Source organism: Acidovorax sp. SUPP950 (genome assembly GCF_030158935.1).
GTDB lineage: Bacteria > Pseudomonadota > Gammaproteobacteria > Burkholderiales > Burkholderiaceae_C > Paracidovorax.
Window position 1 is genome coordinate 337,504 of record NZ_BQXE01000002.1, and the last position, 18,955, is coordinate 356,458.

9 protein-coding genes are annotated in these 18,955 nt (G+C 64.7%); 7 read left to right on the forward strand and 2 right to left on the reverse strand.

Annotated elements, in window-relative coordinates:
- Positions 1 to 730 precede the first annotated feature (730 nt).
- From AVME950_RS10755 to AVME950_RS10765, 3 genes are read left to right on the forward strand one after another with little or no spacing between them, the layout of a single operon-like run.
- On the forward strand, positions 731 to 8,245 hold the full coding sequence (locus tag AVME950_RS10755; RefSeq protein ID WP_284429819.1) for a non-ribosomal peptide synthetase: 7,515 nt from the start codon (positions 731 to 733) through the stop codon (positions 8,243 to 8,245).
- 15 nt (positions 8,246 to 8,260) lie between these two features.
- Entirely contained in the window at positions 8,261 to 9,583 is a 1,323-nt protein-coding gene (locus AVME950_RS10760) for a glycosyltransferase (RefSeq protein WP_284429820.1), read from the forward strand.
- A gap of 19 nt (positions 9,584 to 9,602) precedes the next feature.
- Positions 9,603 to 9,812: an MbtH family protein gene (locus AVME950_RS10765; RefSeq protein WP_284429821.1), complete on the forward strand. Its 210-nt coding sequence runs from the start codon at positions 9,603 to 9,605 to the stop codon at positions 9,810 to 9,812.
- 39 nt (positions 9,813 to 9,851) lie between these two features.
- Here AVME950_RS10765 and AVME950_RS10770 read toward each other — a convergent pair whose 3' ends face one another.
- On the reverse strand, positions 9,852 to 10,742 hold the full coding sequence (locus AVME950_RS10770) for an MOSC domain-containing protein (protein ID WP_284429822.1): 891 nt from the start codon (positions 10,740 to 10,742) through the stop codon (positions 9,852 to 9,854).
- Between the two features lie 88 nt (positions 10,743 to 10,830).
- Between AVME950_RS10770 and AVME950_RS10775 the strand changes: the two genes are divergently transcribed.
- Genes AVME950_RS10775 through AVME950_RS10785 form a run of 3 tightly spaced genes read left to right on the forward strand, consistent with a single transcriptional unit; the run spans position 10,831 to position 14,872 of the window.
- Positions 10,831 to 11,433: a (2Fe-2S)-binding protein gene (locus AVME950_RS10775; RefSeq protein WP_284429823.1), complete on the forward strand. Its 603-nt coding sequence runs from the start codon at positions 10,831 to 10,833 to the stop codon at positions 11,431 to 11,433.
- Positions 11,430 to 12,512 (forward strand): FAD binding domain-containing protein, encoded by a 1,083-nt coding sequence (locus AVME950_RS10780; RefSeq protein WP_284429824.1) that lies wholly within the window; start codon positions 11,430 to 11,432, stop codon positions 12,510 to 12,512. Before AVME950_RS10775 ends, AVME950_RS10780 begins: the two co-directional genes overlap by 4 nt.
- Entirely contained in the window at positions 12,509 to 14,872 is a 2,364-nt protein-coding gene (locus AVME950_RS10785) for a xanthine dehydrogenase family protein molybdopterin-binding subunit (protein ID WP_284429825.1), read from the forward strand. The genes AVME950_RS10780 and AVME950_RS10785 overlap by 4 nt, the downstream gene beginning before the upstream one ends.
- Positions 14,873 to 14,927: 55 nt before the next feature.
- Here AVME950_RS10785 and AVME950_RS10790 read toward each other — a convergent pair whose 3' ends face one another.
- Positions 14,928 to 17,741 carry a hybrid sensor histidine kinase/response regulator gene (locus AVME950_RS10790; protein WP_284429826.1) on the reverse strand — a complete coding sequence of 938 codons (2,814 nt, stop codon included), beginning with the start codon at positions 17,739 to 17,741 and terminating at the stop codon, positions 14,928 to 14,930.
- Between the two features lie 245 nt (positions 17,742 to 17,986).
- On the opposite strand from AVME950_RS10790, the gene AVME950_RS10795 reads away from it, so the two are divergent.
- Positions 17,987 to 18,865, forward strand: coding sequence for a restriction endonuclease (locus tag AVME950_RS10795; protein WP_284430234.1), 879 nt, complete (start codon positions 17,987 to 17,989; stop codon positions 18,863 to 18,865).
- Positions 18,866 to 18,955: the final 90 nt, after the last annotated feature.

The window sequence follows — 18,955 nt, forward strand, 5'->3', positions numbered from 1 at the left end:
TGGTAACGGTTCTTTGTGGAATTGCGTTTGAAGGGATTATTCACTGTTTGAATAATAAGGGTAAACCCTTGCATTGAGAGCGGCCACCCCTACTAGACTTTTTGAAAATAAATGTGTCGGCTCAAAATAAACAGCCGTAATAGACAGGGACGGGAGGGATTCATGTCATTGAATCAATGGAGAGGGTGGGCGCAGCGTATGGGCGTGATTTGGAAGGCGCGTCATTGCATGGGCGTCCAAGGTGCTGGGAGGCCGGGGTTGCGTCTGCGGGCGTGCATTCAAAAAAGCGACGTCGGACGCCGCAGAATGTTTCCACCCGCGGGCCATGGGAGGGCTTGGTCTTGCTCCGCCTACCGGCGCCCCCACGCGAGTAAACGCTCCGGTGTCTTTGGCGCATTGGATGTGTGTGGATGTTTTTGCCTCACGCCGCTGCAACGCGCCACTGCTCCGCCATGCGGCGGGGGCGAGGCCGGCTGGCCGGTGCATTCAGGCGGCTGTCCAGAGCGGCGGTGAAGGGCTTTCTTCCCTTGATCTCGAACGTCGACTAAGCCCGGCAGGCGCGGGCCGCCAAGGCCGCGCGATGCCGGCACGTTCCACACCCGGCCGGCTCTGGCCGGCCAGCGCGATCTCAGGCTCCTGCGAGCCTGCCAATAACGATTTCAAGAGCGACATACGTCCGTGCGGTGCAGGTGCGGATGCTGACTTTCGTCCATACGACAGGGAGAATTGCATGAATACGGTCGATCAATCCGGTGGCTCCGCCGAGCTCATGGCAGGCCAGATGGCCATGTGGCTGGGGTCTCAGTTCGCTTCGGCAGACACCAACTTCAATTTGGCTGAGGCCATCGACATCGAGGGAGACATCGATCCCGCATTGTTCGCCGAGGCGGTGCGCCGAGTCACCGACGAAGCCGAGGCCACGCGGCTCAACTTTCTCGATGCGGGGCAAGGCCCGAAGCAGGTGCTCGCACCGACCTTCAATGGAGAGTTGCCCTTCCTCGATTTCAGCGGCGAGGCCGACCCGATGGCCGCAGCGCAGGTATGGATGCAGGCTGATTTCAGTCATCGGGCAGAACTGGCATCAGGGCAGTTGTGGCTCTGCGCGCTGATCCGACTCGCGCCAGGGCGGCATGTCTGCTATCAGCGCAGCCACCATATCCTGCTGGATGGTTTCGGTGGCGGCTTGGTGGCGCGGCGCATTGCGGATATCTACACGGCGCTGGTCCAGGGGAACACCATTTCTGAAACCTCGCGACTTGCACCGATGGCACAGTTGGCCGAAGAGGAGCGCGCCTACCGTGAATCCGGTCGGTTTCCGAGAGACCGCCAATACTGGATGGAGCGCTTTGCTGACGTGCCGGAACCCTTGACCCTGGCGTCGCGTCAGTCGGTGAACATCGGCGGCCTGCTGCGCCAGACCGTGCACCTGCCGGCCGACAGCGTTCAAGCGCTTCATGCCATCGGCCAGGCCTGGGGAAGCACGCTGCCTCAGATCCTGATCGCCACGACGGCTGCCTATCTCTATCGCACCACGGGGGTTGAAGACATGGTGATCGGCATCCCGGTCACCGCGCGGCACAACGAGCGCATGCGACGGGTTCCTGCCATGGTGGCGAATGCATTGCCGCTGCGCCTGTCCATGCGCCCTGACCTTTCCTTCCCTGAGCTCGTTCGCGAAGTGGGCCGCCAAATGCGCCAGATCCTGCGGCACCAGTGCTATCGCTACGAGACCCTGCGGGGCGATTTGAATCTTCTGCTGAACCACCGGCAACTCTTCACCACTGTCGTCAATGTGGAGCCTTTCGACTACGACTTCCGTTTTGCGGGGCACGTGGCCAAACCACGTAATCTTTCCAACGGAACGGCAGAGGATCTGGGCATCTTTCTGTACGAGCGCGGCAACGGCCAGGATCTGCAGATCGATTTCGATGCGAATCCAGCGCTGTACACCGCACAGACCCTGGCCGAGCATCAGCGGCGGCTGCTGACGCTCATGGCGGCCGTGATCGAGCGGCCGGATCAGGCCATCGGACGCATCGAGTTGCTGGGCGCGCAGGAGCGCCAACAGGTGCTGGCGGGTTGGAATGACACGGAGCAGACGGTGCCCGACATTCACCTGTCGACCTGCATTGAGGCTGGTTTGCTGGCTGACCCCCAAGCCACTGCCTTGCGGTTCGAGGACCAAGTGCTGAGCCGTGGTGAACTGAATCAAAGGGCGAATCGGTTGGCGCACCTGCTGCGTGCGCGTGGCGCAGGGCCGGAGCGTGTTGTGGCAATCGCCGTGCCGCGGTCGCTGGATCTCATGGTGGCCTTGCTGGCCATTCTGAAAACCGGGGCCGCCTATTTGCCGGTCGATCCGGACTTTCCGGCGGATCGCATTGCCTACATGCTGGGCGATGCCCGGCCGGTATGCCTTGTCACGACCAAGTCTTTAGTGCAAACCCTGGCCGCAACAGTGTCGTTTGTGCTGCTCGATGACCCGGAAACCATCGACGAATTGGGCAGACATCCCGAGACCCGCCCGGAGCCGCTGGGAACGCTTGACACGGCGCAGCCGGCCTATGTGATCTACACGTCTGGATCGACCGGAAATCCGAAGGGGGTCGCTGTATCGCACCGTGCCATCGTCAACCGGCTCCGGTGGATGCAGAACCAATATGGCCTGCAAGCCGATGACCGAGTGCTGCAGAAGACCCCTTCCAGCTTCGATGTGTCGGTGTGGGAGTTCTTCTGGCCCCTGATCGACGGCGCCACGCTGGTGCTTGCCAAGCCGGGAGGGCATAAGGATGCAGCCTACCTGGCCGAGATCATCGTTCGCGAAGGCATCACCACCCTGCATTTCGTGCCCTCGATGCTGGAGGTCTTCCTGCTGGAGCCGGCAGCATCCGCCTGTGCCAGCCTGCGGCGCGTGGTCTGCAGCGGCGAGGCCCTGTCGTCTGCGCTGGCAGGCAAATTTCACCAGCAGTTGGGATGTGAACTGCACAACTTGTACGGTCCCACGGAGGCGGCTGTCGATGTGACTGCATGGGCCTGCCCAAGCACGCCGCTGATGGAGTCGGGTTCGGAGGGCGTACCCATCGGCCACCCCATCTGGAACACGCAAATGGTGGTGCTGGACAGTGGACTCCAGCCGGTGCCCGTGGGGGTGACGGGCGAGTTGTACATCGCGGGCATGGGCCTGGCGCGGGGCTACCTGGGCCGCCCGGTGCTGAGCGCAGAGCGCTTTGTGGCCAATCCGCATGGCGGTCCGGGCAGCCGCATGTACCGCACAGGCGATCTGGCGCGCTGGCGCACCGACGGCAGTCTGGACTTCCTGGGCCGGGCCGACCAGCAGGTGAAGATCCGGGGCTTGCGCATTGAGCCGGGAGAGATCGAATCGGCCTTGCTGCAGCACCCTCTGGTGGCGCAGGCGGCGGTGATAGCCCGCGAGGACGTGGCAGGGGAAAAGCGGCTGGTGGCGTACGTGGTGTCCACCGGTGAGGGCGAGCCTGCGTCAGGGGAACTGCGCAGCCATCTTGCGCTGTCGCTGCCCGAGTACATGGTGCCATCGGCGTTCGTTCAATTACCGGCATTGCCGCTGAGCCCGAGTGGAAAGCTGGACCGCAAGGCGCTGCCTGCGCCAGAGGTACAAAGCGCCGTTGCCTATGCGGCACCGCGCACACCGACGGAGAAGGCACTCGCGGACCTGTGGGCCGAGACACTGCATCTGCCCCGTGTCGGCATTCACGACAACTTCTTCGAGTTGGGCGGGCATTCTCTGATGATCGTGCAGTTGATCTCGATGATCCGGCAGCAGTTCCTGATCGATCTGCCCCTGGACACCTTGTTCCAGGTCTCCACCATTGCGGGGTTGGCGGAGCGGCTGGACCAGGAGGCGGTGGCGCGGCCGCGCCTGGCACCGATGCCCCGCCCGGCGCGGATTCCGCTGTCGTCCGCACAACGTCGCCTGTGGCTCATGAACCAGCTGGATGGTGCCAATCCGGCATACAACATGCCCCTGGCGTTACGCTTGTCCGGCATGCTAGACCGCGTGGCGCTGCACGCCGCCTTGGGCGATCTGGTGCAGCGCCATGAGAGTTTGCGCACGATCTACCCGCATGAGGCGGGGCTGCCATACCAACAGATCCTTGACGGTGCCGACGCCCACCCACCCGTGATTGAGGCGGAGGCCTGCGAAGACGATTTGACTGCGCAGTTGCACGCGGCGGCCCGCCACGCCTTCGACCTGTGCCATTCGATGCCTTTGCGGGTCTCGCTGTTCCGGCTGGCCGAGGACGAGCATGTGCTGTTGCTGCTCACCCACCACATCGCAGGCGATGGTGCTTCGCTGCTGCCATTGGCGCGGGACCTGAGCGTGGCCTACGCCGCGCGTTGCAGCCGCCAGACTCCAGATTGGGAGCCGCTGCCGCTCCAGTACGCTGACTACGCACTGTGGCAGCAGGCGCTGCTGGGCAGCGAAGACGATCCCGATAGCCTGGCCGGCCGGCAGCGCAGGTTCTGGCATGACGCGCTGCGCGACCTGCCTGAGCAAATGGCATTGCCTGTCGACCGTCCCCGCCCCCTGGTGCCCAGCCACCGTGGCGACGTGGTCCCGCTGCACATACCGGCTGCGGTCCATGAACGCATGCTGCAGCTGGCCCGAGACGGGCAAGCCAGCGTTTTCATGGTGCTCCAGGCTGCCTTGGCCGCGTTGCTGAGCCGCTTGGGGGCTGGCGACGACATCGTGATCGGCAGCCCGGTCGCGGGGCGCAGTGACCACGCCCTGGATGGGCTGATCGGCTGTTTCGTTAACACGCTCGTTTTGCGTACCGATACGTCGGGCCAGCCAGGGTTGCGCGAACTGATTGCGCGTGTGCGTGCCACCAATCTGTCGGCCTATGCGAACCAGGATTTTCCTTACGACCGCCTGGTGGAGTTGCTGCGGCCGGGGCGCTCGCGGTCCAATCTGCCGCTGTTTCAGGTCATGCTGGGATTCCAGAACAGCAGCCGGTTGTCATTCAGCCTTCCGGGGCTGTCGATCACGCCGCAGCCTGTGGCCGTGGACACTGCCAAATTCGATCTGTCCTTCATCCTGACGGAGCAACGCCATCACGATGGCCTGCCCGGTGGGATTTCGGGTGGCATTCAATACAGCACCGATCTGTTCGACAGGTCCACCGTGGAGTCCCTGGCGGTCCGGCTGGTAAGCTGGCTGGAACAGGCGTGCGACACCCCGGACGAGGCGATGGGCCGCATCGACATCCTGCATCCCCAGGAGCGCCGCCGTTTGTTGCAGGAGTGGAGCGGCTTCGAGCGCCCCTTGGTTACCAAGACCATTGCCTCGATGGTTGAGGGCCACGCCAGCCGGCGACCCCAGGCACCTGCGGTGATTCTGGATGGCACCACGATCCGCTATGGCGAGCTCGACACACGGGCCAACCGCCTGGCCCACCTGCTGCAGGCACGGGGCGTGGCTGCTGGGTCCATCGTCGCGACGGTGCTGCCGCGCTCGCTCGATCTGGTCGTAGCGCACCTGGCCATCGTCAAGGCGGGGGCAGCTTACCTGCCCCTCGATCCGAACCATCTGGCAGGACGCAGTGCGCTGGTGTTTCAAGAGGCCGCTCCCACCGCCGTCCTTACGCACGAAGCGTTGCTGCCGAGGCTGAGCGATGTGGCGAATTGCATGGCGCTTGACAGCGACCTGACGGTTGCGGCCCTGGCGATCCAGTCGGACAGCCGCCCAGGCGGTTGGGGCGCTGCGCGACACCATGATGGCCCTCACGCGCAGGAGGCGGCATACCTCATCTATACGTCGGGCTCCAGCGGAACCCCGAAGGGGGTCGTGGTGCCGCACGCAGGCCTTCACTCCCTGGCCGCTTCCATGGCCGAGCAGATGGACATTGGGCAGGACGCCCGCGTACTGCAGTTTTCTTCCAGTGGTTTCGATGCGTCGGTGATGGACCTGTTGATGGCCTTTCACGTTGGCGCGGCGCTGGTGTTGCCCGGGCCTGCGCCATGGCTGGGACAGGATCTGGCGCAGGGGCTGGTTCGCCAGTCGATCAGCCATGCCCTGATTCCGCCTGCCGCGCTGGCTTCGGTGCCGCCCGGCGAATTTCCAGCGCTGCGCACGCTGGTGGTCGGTGGCGATGTGTGCCCGCCCGCGCTCGCAGCGCAGTGGGCGACAGGGCGCCGCATGATCAACGCCTACGGCCCGACGGAGATCACGATCTGCGCGAGCCTGAGCGAGCCCATGCAGGCCGGGACCGTGCCATCGATCGGGCAACCGATCTGCAACACGCATATGTACGTGCTGGACGGAGACCTTCAGCCGGTGCCCGTGGGGGTGACGGGCGAGTTGTACATCGCGGGCATGGGCCTGGCGCGGGGCTACCTGGGCCGCCCGGTGCTGAGCGCAGAGCGCTTTGTGGCCAATCCGCATGGCGGTCCGGGCAGCCGCATGTACCGCACAGGCGATCTGGCGCGCTGGCGCACCGACGGCAGTCTGGACTTCCTGGGCCGGGCCGACCAGCAGGTGAAGATCCGGGGCTTGCGCATTGAGCCGGGAGAGATCGAATCGGCCTTGCTGCAGCACCCTCTGGTGGCGCAGGCGGCGGTGATAGCCCGCGAGGACGTGGCAGGGGAAAAGCGGCTGGTGGCGTACGTGGTGTCCACCGGTGAGGGCGAGCCTGCGTCAGGGGAACTGCGCAGCCATCTTGCGCTGTCGCTGCCCGAGTACATGGTGCCATCGGCGTTCGTTCAATTACCGGCATTGCCGCTGAGCCCGAGTGGAAAGCTGGACCGTAAGGCGCTGCCCGAGCCGCAGGCGCCGGGCGACCAGCCTTACGCCGCGCCGCGCACCGACACGGAAATCGCTTTGGCCGCGTTGTGGGCTGACATCCTGCATTTGCCGCGAGTGGGCATTCACGACAACTTTTTCGAAATCGGTGGCCATTCGCTGATGGCAATCCAGTTGGGCATGCGGATCCGGGACCAGATCCACCCTGACTTTCCTCATGCGGAGGTTTACAACCGCCCGTCGATCGCACAATTGGCCCAGTGGATGGACCAGGCTGGCGACGATGGAGTCTCCCTGGATCTTGCGCGCGAGATCCATTTGCCAGAGCACATCCAGGGACAGCCCGGGGCGCCCAGTCTGACGCCGGCGCATGTCTTTCTCACCGGGGCCAGCGGATTCGTCGGAAGCCATCTGCTGGCTGCGCTGTTGCGCGACACCTCGGCTTGCGTGGTCTGCCACGTGCGGGCTGCCGACGAGGCGCAGGGGCGGCAGCGCCTGCAACGCGCCATGGCAGAGCGGCAGCTTGGCGCGATATGGGACGATGCGCGAATCCAGGTGGTCACGGGCGATCTGGGTGCACCGCAGTTGGGGCTGGATGAAGCCGCCGTGCAACGGGTCCGCGACGGCTGCGACTCCATCTACCACTGCGCCGCGCAGGTGGATTTTCTGCATCCGTACGCCAGCCTGAAGGGCCCCAATGTGGACAGCGTGGTCACATTGCTCGAATGGACATCGCAAGGGCGGCCAAAGACCCTGCATTACGTCTCGACGCTGGCCGTGATTGGCCAGAACGAGGACGGTGGCACGGTCACGGAGCGTTCGGCGCTGCCTTCCTGGAACGGCCTGGTGGACGGCTACAGCCAGAGCAAGTGGGTCGCCGACGCGTTGGCCCGGGAAGCGCAGGCGCGGGGAATGCCGGTGGCCATCTATCGGCTCGGTGCCGTGACCGGTGACCACGATCACGCGATTTGCAATGCCGCTGACCTGATCTGGCGGGTGGCACACCTGTATGCGGACCTGCAGTCCATCCCCGACATGGACTTGCCTCTGAACATGACCCCGGTGGACGATGTGGCGCGGGCCATCCTGGGCCTGGCTGCCCGGGCATCTTCGTGGGGGCAGGTGTACCACCTGGTGAGTCCGGCGCCGCTGCGGGTGCGGGACATTCCTCCGGTGTTCGAGCGTCTCGGGCTGCATCTGGAACCGGTGGCGCTGGAGTCCTGGCTGCGGCGTGCCCACGTGCGGCTGGCCGAGGGGCAGGACCGCGATTTGGCTGCTGTGCTGGCCATCCTGGACCGCTATGACGCATCAGCCACGCCACCGAAGGTGTGCGGCGCGGCAACCCACGCGCAACTTGAATCCATCGGTGCGGCAATCCGGCCGGTGGATCGTGATCTGCTGCACCGCTATTTCGTCGATCTGGGTATCGATGCCAAGGCACACCGTGCCCTGGAAACCAGCATTTCTTGAACGAAGGAGGAAACCATGGCACGTTATCTCATTGCAGCAACCGCCCTGCCGGGACATGTGTTGCCCATGCTGGCCATCGCCCAGCATCTGGTGCGTCAGGGACACCAGGTGCGGGTGCACACTGCCAGCCACTTCAAGGAACAGGCCTTGGCCACGGGCGCGTCCTTCACCGCGTTCGATCCGTCGATTGACTTCGAGCACCAGGAGCTGGACCGGCGGTTTCCGCAACGTCTGCAACAGCCTTCCGCCCATGCGCAGCTGTGCTTTGGACTGAAGCACTTCTTTGCCGACGCGATGGCGCCGCAACTGGCGGGGTTGCGGCGCATCCTGGCGCATTTCGATGCCGATGCCATTTTGGTGGACACGATGTTTTGCGGCACGTTCCCGATGCTGCTGGGACCGCGGGAGGAGCGGCCCGCCATCGTCGCCATCGGCATTTCGGCGCTGGCGCTGTCCAGCCGGGACACTGCCTTTTTTGGCACGGCGCTGCCGCCTTCGTCCACGGCCGAAGGTCGCACTCGCAACCAAGCCATGAACCGCAATCTTCAGCAGGTGATGTTCGGCGATGTGCAACGCCATTTCAATGGTGAACTGGCGCGCTTGGGAGCGCCGGCACTGCCCCATTTTTTCATCGATGCGATGGTGACGCTGCCGGATCGGTACCTCCAACTGACGTCGGCATCTTTCGAGTATCCACGCAGCGACCTGCCTGGCTCCGTCCGGTTCGTGGGGCCGCTGCTGGCACCGTCACGTGCCGACTTCAACCCACCTGGCTGGTGGCCGGAACTGGATGACGGCCGGTCCGTCGTGTTGGTCACGCAGGGCACGCTGGCCAATCAGAACCCTGCGCAGTTGATCGGGCCCACCGTGCAGGCGCTGGCCAGGTTCGATGACATCCAGGTGATTGCGACCACGGGCGGACCAGTGCCCCCAGGCCTCAGCACCGCGATGCTGCCCGCCAACGCCCGTGTGGTGCCATTTTTGCCATATGACCGGCTGTTGCCCAAGGTGCACGCCATGGTCACCAATGGTGGATATGGCTCAGTCAACCATGCGCTCAGTCTGGGCGTGCCGCTGGTCGTGGCGGGCGCGACCGAGGAGAAGCCGGAAATCGCCGCGCGAGTCGCCTGGTCGGGCGCCGGCATCAACCTGGCCACCGGGCAGCCCAGCGCGCGTCAAATCGGCGATGCGGTGCGCAAACTGCTGGACGACCCTTCCTACCGGCAGCGCGCCCAAGCGCTGCGACTGGATTTCGCACGCCACCACGCGCTGACCGAGATCGCATCGGCCCTGGTGACGTTGCATGAAAGAGCCCCCGCCATCGCGGAATTTGCATGATTTTCCAAGGAGACCTGACATGAGCAATCCATTCGACGACGAGAACGGCCGTTTCCTGGTGCTGACCAATCCCGAAGGCCAGCACTCACTGTGGCCCGCGTTTCTCGATGTGCCCGCTGGCTGGGAGGTGGCCTTGCCTGCATCCGACAGAGCAGCGTGCCGTTCGTACATCGAAACGCACTGGAGGGACATGCGGCCCCGTTCACTGGTCGTCGCAATGGGCGGTTGATCGCCGTGCCATCGGCCGCCGCGAAAATTCCTTCGGGATTCAACGCGTTTTTTCCGGGAACCCTTGTGCGGCCCATGCGACGGTCTGGACGCCCATTCCGTGGCGCGCGGCCTGCGCAGCCAGGAGGGCATGCACATCAAAGAGTTCGGTGCCCTCCCAGCGCTCTTGTGCATGCGTCACCACGCCTGCTTGCGCACGCTCTGCCGTGTCAGGACACCACTGGCTCAACACCCGTGGGAATGCCCGGCAGTACCCCTTGGCGACGCCAGCGAGTTCGGCCAACTGCCCATACCCGACGCGCTTGCCAGCCGGTATCCGCCGCACGATGTCGACGATGCGTCCCTTCCAATCGTCGCTCAGAGGGGGAATCGGCGCAGGTCCTTGGCAGATGGCATCGCCCACCCGCAGCATGCCGCCTTGCAGCACCCGCGCCAGTGTGCCGCGACGTCCCTTCAACGCTTTGACGACGCCCGGCTGGCATTGCTCCAGGCGGGCGCAGGGCTCGCATTGGAAGGTGATCCAGAGCACCACCTCCGGGCCGATTCTCAACAGCGACCCGGAGGTCAGGCTTGCCGTGGGGCCATCGATGAGCAGGTTTTCGCGCAGCGTGGAAGGTGGCAGTTGGAGGTCGCGATACGCATCTATCCCCGCCAGCAAAACCTGGCGTGGCGAAAGCCGATTGGCATACCGGTCGCCAAGCAATCCCTGATCGGCCATGGCCATGGCCTCCGATACCAACTGGGAGCCTGGAGCGGCCTGACTGTGCAAGCACAGACCTTGCAGGGTGCCCACGGCCCGCCAGTGCATGGATGGGGGAAACTGCAAAGTGAGGGCATCCGCAGGGGCAGCGGCTGGCATCTGGGGAGGCGGCAAGGGGCGGAAACGGCGTGTGGGCAGTGCTTTGTTCCACAGCTTGACAGAAATTTCCATGCGACGGCGGATGCAGGCGCAATTCCTACAACCCGGCTGCGGCCTGCCGAGCAAACTGGCTCGCCCACCAGGCCGTGAAAGAAGCGCCATGCAATCCAGCCAACCTTTGTCGGCAGCTCGCAATGAGAGCTGCGGCGACCGCCTTGCTTCTGCCCACTCCGTGCGACTGCGCGTGAATGGCCAAGACCACCATGTCGAAGTTCCCAGTTGGGTCACGCTGCTTGACCTGCTGCGCGATCGGCTGGGGCTAACGGGAACCAAGAAAGGCTGCGATCATGGCCAGTGCGGCGCTTGTACCGTGCTGGCTGATGGGAAGCGCATCAACGCGTGCCTCACGCTCGCGGTCATGCAGGATGGGGTGGACATCACCACGGTGGAAGGGCTACCCGCCCTGTCCGGAGAAGGGCTCACAGACACCGGACTGCATCCCTTGCAGCAGGCCTTCATCGACCATGACGCATTCCAGTGCGGCTATTGCACACCAGGGCAGCTGTGCTCCGCGGTGGGTCTGCTGAACGAAGGGGCAGTGCACACGGCTGAGGAGGTTCGGGAGCGCATGAGCGGTAACCTCTGCCGTTGCGGGGCCTATCCGCAGATCGTGCAGGCGGTCGCTCAGGTGGCTGGCATTCGGGTCGATGCCATGCGTTATTCATCGCCCGGCCCCTTCAAGGTGCAGGGGAGCCAGGCATGAGGGCATTCGGGTACGAAGCCGTCGCCACTGCGGATGCCGCCCTGTCTGCAATGCGCGGCCAAGCGCCAGACTCTGGCGAGACCGCACCGCAGGCCAAGTTTCTCGCGGGGGGAACCAACCTGATCGACCTGATGAAGGAAGACGTCGTGCGCCCACAGTGGCTGATCGATATCAGCCGCCTGCCGCTGGCCTCCATCGAGGCCCTGCCCCATGGAGGCGTGCGCCTTGGAGCCATGGCACGGAATGCGGCCACTGCGCGCCATCCCTTGGTGCGCGAACGCTATCCGTTGCTGTCGGCGGCCATCCTGGCGGGCGCATCGCCGCAGATTCGCAACATGGCGACCAATGGGGGCAACCTGTTGCAGCGCACGCGGTGCCACTACTTCTACGACACGGGAACACCCTGCAACAAACGTGAGCCGGGCACGGGTTGTCCAGCGCGTGAGGGGCTGGCCCGGCAACTGGCCATCCTGGGGACCAGCGACCATTGCGTGGCCACGCATCCGTCGGACATGTGCGTGGCGCTTGCCGCGCTCGATGCGGTGGTGCATGTGCAATCGCCGAACGGGCAGCGAACCATCGCGTTCGCCGATTTCCATCGATTGCCAGGCAACGCGCCGCAGCGCGACAACACGCTGTCGGGCGATGAACTCATCGTGCACATCGAACTGCCGGCCAACGGGCTGCAGCAGCACAGCACCTATCTGAAGCTGCGTGACAGGGCCTCCTATGCCTTCGCCCTGGTGTCGGTGGCTGCGGCGTTCGAGCTGGACGCTGCCGGGCTGATGCGAAGCCCTCGCATTGCGTTGGGCGGCGTGGCCCACAAGCCCTGGCGCGACGCCGAAGCGGAACAGATTCTGGAGGGGCAGCCGCCGGAAGCTGCGGCCTTCCATGCGGCGGCGCAGTTGCTCTTGCGGGATGCCTGCGGCCACGGTGCCCCGGGTGGACCCGGTGACAACCGTTTCAAGATCGTTCTGGCCCGGCGTGCCATCGTGCGTGCGCTCGAGATGGCGCGCGATGGCGAACTGACCAACACCGGAGAGCTGGGTGCCGGACCTGTACAGGAATTTCAACCATGAGCACCCACGATGATTTCCGCACAGACCCCGGCGCCGGGCAGGCCCTCTCCCAGCAGCCCATGGCGGAGCCTGGCACCGGGCTGGTGAAGACGGGTGCGCCCGTCTCCCGCATCGATGGTCGCCTTAAGGTCATGGGCCAGGCGCGCTACGCTGCGGAGCATGCCAGCGATGACCTGATTTATGGAGTGGTCGTCAACAGCACCGTGGCAAAAGGGCGGATTCTGAATCTGCGGACGGATCGAGCGCGTGCAGTGCCGGGCGTGCTCGATGTCATCACACACATGAACCGCCCCGCGGTTCGGTCGCTCGATCTTTTCTACAAGGACATGACTTCCCCTGGGGGCTCGCCGTTCAAGCCTCTGCACGACGCGCGCATCCACTACAGCGGCCAGCCGGTCGCGCTGGTGGTTGCCACGTCGTTCGAGGCGGCGCGCTGTGCCGCTGCCTTGGTGGAGCTGGATTACGAGGTTGAAAAACACGAGACCCATCTGGTGCACAACTTGCGCCATGCGCGGGAATCGAGCCGGCTCAAGGCTGGCTACTCACCGCCACCCAAGCCCCGGGGGAATGCCCCCCGAGCGTTCGGCGCGGCTCCGGTCAGGATCGATGCCCAGTACTACAGCGGCGTGGAGCACCACAATCCGATGGAGATGCATGCCTCCACCGTACTGCGCAGTGCCGATGGCCATCTCACCATCTATGACAAGACCCAGAGCCCGCAGAACAGCCGGTGGGTGGTGTCGCGCGTGTTCGGTCTTTCGCAGGAAGAGGTGACCGTTCGTAATCCCTTCGTTGGCGGGGCATTCGGGTCGGGCCTGCGGCCGCAGTACCAGCTCATCCTGGCGGTGATGGCTGCATTGCACCTGCAGCGTTCGGTGCGGGTGGTGCTCACGCGCCAGCAGATGTTCACGTTCGGGCACCGGCCCGAGACATGGCAGCGCGTCAGGCTGGCCGCGGACCACGATGGCTCTCTGAAGGCTGTCATGCACGAAGCTGTGGCAGAGACTTCGCGCCTTGAAGACTACGTGGAAGTGGTGGTGAACTGGTCCGGCCAGCTCTATCAGTGCGACAACGTCAGCCTCGGCTACCGATTGGTCCCTCTCGACCAGTACAGCCCCCTCGATATGCGCGCACCGGGTGCCGCCCATGGCGTGCACGCGCTGGAAGTGGCCATGGACGAATTGGCCTATCAGCTGCGCATGGATCCGCTGATCTTGCGGCTCAAGAACTACGCCGATCGCGATGCCTCCAAGGGGTTGCCCTTTTCTACCAAGGAGCTGCATGCGTGCTACCAGCAAGGTGCGGAGCGGTTCGGTTGGGCGCAGCGCCCGCTGGAGCCACGCTCCATGCAGCAGGGGCGAGAGCTGATTGGCTGGGGCATGGCCACGGGCACCTGGGATGCCATGCAGATGTTCGCGCGCGTTCGCGCGGTGATGTATGCGGACGGGCGATTGGTCGTGAGCAGTGCGGCCTCCGACATCGGTACCGGCACCTACACGGTGATGGCCATGATCGCCGCCGAAGCGATGGGATTGCCACTGGAACAGGTAACCTTCGCCCTGGGCGACTCGAACCTGCCGTTGGCCCCTGTGGAAGGCGGCTCGTCGCATGTAGCGACGGTCGGTGCCGCGGTGGAGGGCGCATGCGAGAAGCTGCAACGGTTGCTCTGGGCGCTGGCAAGGCGCAGTCGGAGCATGGGCTTCGGCAAGGTGCTGCTCCAGGAGGTGGAATTCAAGGAGGGTCGCATGCGTCGCCGGGACGCCCCACCGCAGGACTTGGGTGTCACGTTCGCCGACATCCTGGCGTCGCAAGGGCGCTCGATGATCGAGGTGCGGCACCTCATGCTTCCCAACGTGCTCCGGCAAAAGAAGTTCGTCAGGGCCACCCACTCCGCCGTGTTCTGCGAAGTGCGGGTAGACGAGGCTCTGGGAACGGTTCGTGTCACGCGGGTCGTCAGTGCCATCGCTGCGGGGCGCATTCTCAATGCCAAAACGGCCCACAGCCAGATCACCGGGGGCGTGGTCTGGGGTATCAGCCAGGCATTGCATGAAGAGACGCAGACCGACCATGCCCTGGGCCGGTTCATGAACCACAACTATGCGGAATACCACATTGCCACCAACGCCGACATTCCGCCGATCGACGTGATTTTTGTGCAGGAGGATGACCGGATCGTCAGCCGCCTGGGCGCCAAGGGGGTGGGCGAGATCGGTATCGTGGGTGTGGCGGCGGCCGTGTGCAATGCCATCTTCCATGCCACTGGCCGGCGCGTTCGCTCCACCCCCATGACGCCTGACAAGGTGATGCTCCCTGCACCACCGGCCGTGCCGTCTTCCGCGGAGGACGCTGTGTCCTTGTAGGCGGCCAGGGCCGCCGCCGCATGCGACCGGATCGTGGCGGGTCGTCAGTCCGGATTCATGGGCGTGGATGCCATGCTGCGTCCTTTTCGTGGCGATCGGCCAGCAGCGCCCTCAGGCGCTCCAGCAATCTGCCCATGTCCACCGGCTTGGAGAAATGGTCGTCGAAACCTGCCTCCAGCGCGAGCAGCCGGTCGGCATCGCTTCCATAGCCTGTCAATGCAATCAAAGGAAGGTGCCGGGTGTCTGGCTGAGAGCGAACGCGGCGCGCCAGTTCGTACCCGCTGATCTCGGGCAGGCCGATGTCGAAGATGGCCGCGTCAAACCGTGCTTCGGCCAACTGGGCGAGGCCGCCAGCGGCACTGTAGGTGGCCCGCACCCGATGGCCTTCCATTACCAACCACTCCGCCAAAAGGTCGGCGGCATCGGTATTATCATCGACCAAAAGCAGTCGCAATGCAGGCAAGGCCTCCGATCCCGTATCTCCTCGCGGGTCATCGGTGGCCCGTGGTCGGCCGAGCAAGGGCAACCGCAGCGTGAAAGTGCTTCCTTTGCCCGGTCCGTCGCTGTGCGCCGCGATGGTGCCGGAGTGCAGACCCGTCAAGCTGCGGGCGATGGCCAGTCCCAGGCCGAGCCCCCCGGACGCGCGCTCCAAGGCCTGCTCACCCTGCACGAACCGCTCGAATACGTGGTGGAGCAGGTGGGCAGGGATGCCCACGCCCTCATCGCTGACGCGGAGCACTGCCCAGCCCGCCTCGCTGGCGAGTTCCATCCGGATGGGTGTGTCCGGTGGGCTGAATTTCGCGGCGTTGTTGAGCAGGTTGCAGACGATCTGAACGAGCCGGAGCAATTCGCCCTGCACGAGGACAGGCGTCGTCGGCATGCTCAACTGGGGCGTGGAGCTGCGCGCCTGCAAGGCGGGCATCGTCAGCTCCAGCGCACGCTCCATCACCTCTCGGAGATCCACGGGTTCCAGCGACAGGGTGATCTTTCCCGACACGATTCTCGAGATGTCGAGCAGGTCGTCCACCAGGCGCGACAGGTGCTTGACCTGCCGGTCGATGATTTCACGTTCCCGGGAAAATGCGGTGGGATCGCGGCGGGCGATCAACTGCAGGGCCAGCACGATGGGCGCCAGAGGGTTGCGGAGTTCATGGCCCAGCATGGCCAGGAATTCATCTTTCGAGCGGTTGGCCGACTCGGCTTCGCGCTGCGCCTTCCGTGCCTCCGACAAGAGCAGCGCATTGTCCAGCGCCAAGGCTGCGCGTTGCGCAAGTTCGCCGATCAGTGCGCTGTCTTCCGCTTCAAAGATGCGGTTAGGGCCGGCCTGGAGCACCGCCATGGTGCCGATGGTGCGTCCCCGCGCAATGAGTGGAACGACGCAGGCCGCGCCGGCTTCGAGTTCCAGCACAAGCGCTGAAATGTCTTTGATCTGGCCCTCGACTTCGCCGGTCTGGCCGGACGGATACAGGCGGGGCTTGCCGGTCTTGAGGGCGGTGATCAGCACCTGCGGCGTTTCCGCGGCATGGACCAGCACGTGGTCCTGTTCGGCAAGCCTGCCGCTGTGCTCCGCCCATTTGGAGTGGCTCAGCCTTGGCAGCAAGGCCCCTTGCTCATCCAGCAGATCGATCCGGCAGGCATCGCCGATGGCAGGCACCACCAGGCGGGCAATCGCGTCAAGCGTATCCGACTCCTCCAGTGATCCGGAAAGTACGGCACTGGCATTGACCAGCAACCCCAGCCGCTGTTCGGCCGCCTGGGCTGCGGACCGTGCATGGCTTTCAAGCTGCAGCAACTCTTCCCGCTCTGCCTCACTGCCGGCGCGCTGCACGGCGGCCGATTCGAGCGCCCGTGCCACGGCGTCGATTTCCGTGATGCGCGACATGCCGGATGGCCGCAATTCGCCCCGGCCCAGGGCATCGGCGTCGTCTCGCAGGCTGCGCATGGGCATCGTGATGGACTTCGACATCCACCAGGCACCCGTCCCCCCGAGAACCAGTGATGCCAGAAGACCCAGCACGTAGGCCCCGGCGGTGCGCCACCAGGAGCTTTCTGCCTTCGACAGCGATGTGCCCAGGACGAGCGTCCAGCCCCCTTCGCCGAGCCGCGCGAGCACAGTCTTCGCAAGCACACCATCGACATTGGTGCTGGTGCCCAGGAGTTCTTGCTTGTCGGAGCCCAGTGCCTGGAAAAGGGGCTTGAGCGATTCACTGGGGCCGGAACCCCGCCATTTTTCGTCGTCCACCGTGCGGGCGATGCGAGCCAGATTGGCATCGAAGACGGACACGTACCACCCTTCGGGAACGCGCTGCGCACGCAGCACGGCGGCAATGGCCTCCGGTCGAATGATGGCTGTCAACACATATTTCACCACGCCATCCCGTATCACCGGAACGCGGACCGGAAAGGCCAGATTGCCCCCGGCACCACGCGCCATGGACCCGGCGACGGGTCGTCGGGTCTGGACGGCTGCGTCAAAGCTGGATCGCTCCACCACGTTCGCGCTGTTGGGGCGGTCGGTTTCAGTGGAAAACACCACGCGTCCGGAAGGGTCCGCCAGCAGCAAGCCGCGCCACTCCGGATGGGAGGCGCGCACCGCCCGGCTGAGTGCGAGGGCCTGCGCTCTGCCCTCGCCATCCGCCGTGCCCAACGGATCTGCCAGAGCCAGCGTTTGCAAGGCGGACATCGTCAGTCGCAGCTCTCCCTCCACTGCCGTGGACAGCGCGCGTGCGACACCCAGGCTAGACGCCTCGTTTTGCGCACGCTGGCTTTCGAAAAGGGCGGACAGGGAGATGCCGCACACGATCGCCAGCGGCAGGATCGCCGCCACAGCCACCAGCAGCAGTTGGGTTTTCAAGGGAACGGTGCGCACGGGTTTCGAAAGGCGTTGTGTCCACTGAGACGGGCGGGTGTGGCGCAATGGGCAGGCGCAAGCATGACCGTTTTGCGGCGTGGCCTGGGTGCAGGGCAGGGGTGGAAGGCGACAGCATGTTATCTCCGCCCGGGCAGATTCCTTACCTCCTCTGTTCCGCAAATTTCCTGGCCCCCTGTCCTCTGACCGAAGATTTGTTGCAAAATGTTCGATTGATCCGCTTGGCGGAATGCAGGAGGGGAGAAATGGCAAGAAGACGTCAAAAACAAAGTGCCGCAGGCGATTTCATGGATTGGGTGGCACGGCTTCCATGGTGGATTGGACTTGGACTGGCGGCCATGATTTATTGGGCGCTGCATATGTTGGCATCCCAGCCCATGCCAGCGATGAGAACGCCGCACGAGATGGGACAGGTGATCACCGGCGCGCTCTGGCGCAGTCTGGCTTATGCCGGGCAATTCGTGCTGCCGCTTCTGTGCCTGACGGGCGCGGTGCTTTCCGCCGTGAGGCGTCGGGAGCGGCGCCATCTGCTGGACGACTGCGGGACCGCCAGCTCCAGCGCACAGGCCTTGCAAGGCATGTCCTGGCAGGCTTTCGAAAAGCTCGTGGGTGAGGGGTTCCGGCGACGCGGCTATGCGGTGCAGGAGCGGGCGCAAGAGGGCGCGGATGGCGGGGTGGATCTGGTCCTCACCAAGGCAGGGGAGATGTCCCTCGTCCAGTGCAAGCATTGGAAAGCCTTCCAGGTCGGCGTCCAGGTAGTCCGCGAGTTGTACGGCGTGATGGCCGCCCACGGGGCGTCCGCCGGCTTCGTGGTGACCTCAGGGCGCTTCACGCAAGACGCCACGGCGTTCGCCAGCGGGCGCAACATCCGCCTGATCGATGGTGCAGCACTGCTGCAACTCATTCGCGAAACCACTGCGGATCGCAGCCAGGCCCCGCAAATCGCGTCCAAGGTGTCGGTCCCTTCCTCACCTCAGGAGACCCCGGCAGTGCGGTCCGAAGTGTCCTGCCCTCAATGCGGCAGCCGAATGGTGCGGCGCACAGCCAAGCAAGGCGTGCTGGCCGGTCAATCTTTCTGGGGATGCTCTGATTACCCTTCTTGCCGGGGAACGCGCAACAGTTGAAGGGCTTTGCACGGTAAGCACAACTGGCAGGGTTTGGACGCCCAGCGACGGCGTAAGCGGCAGGCCCCGTTCAGCCAACCCACTCCGGTC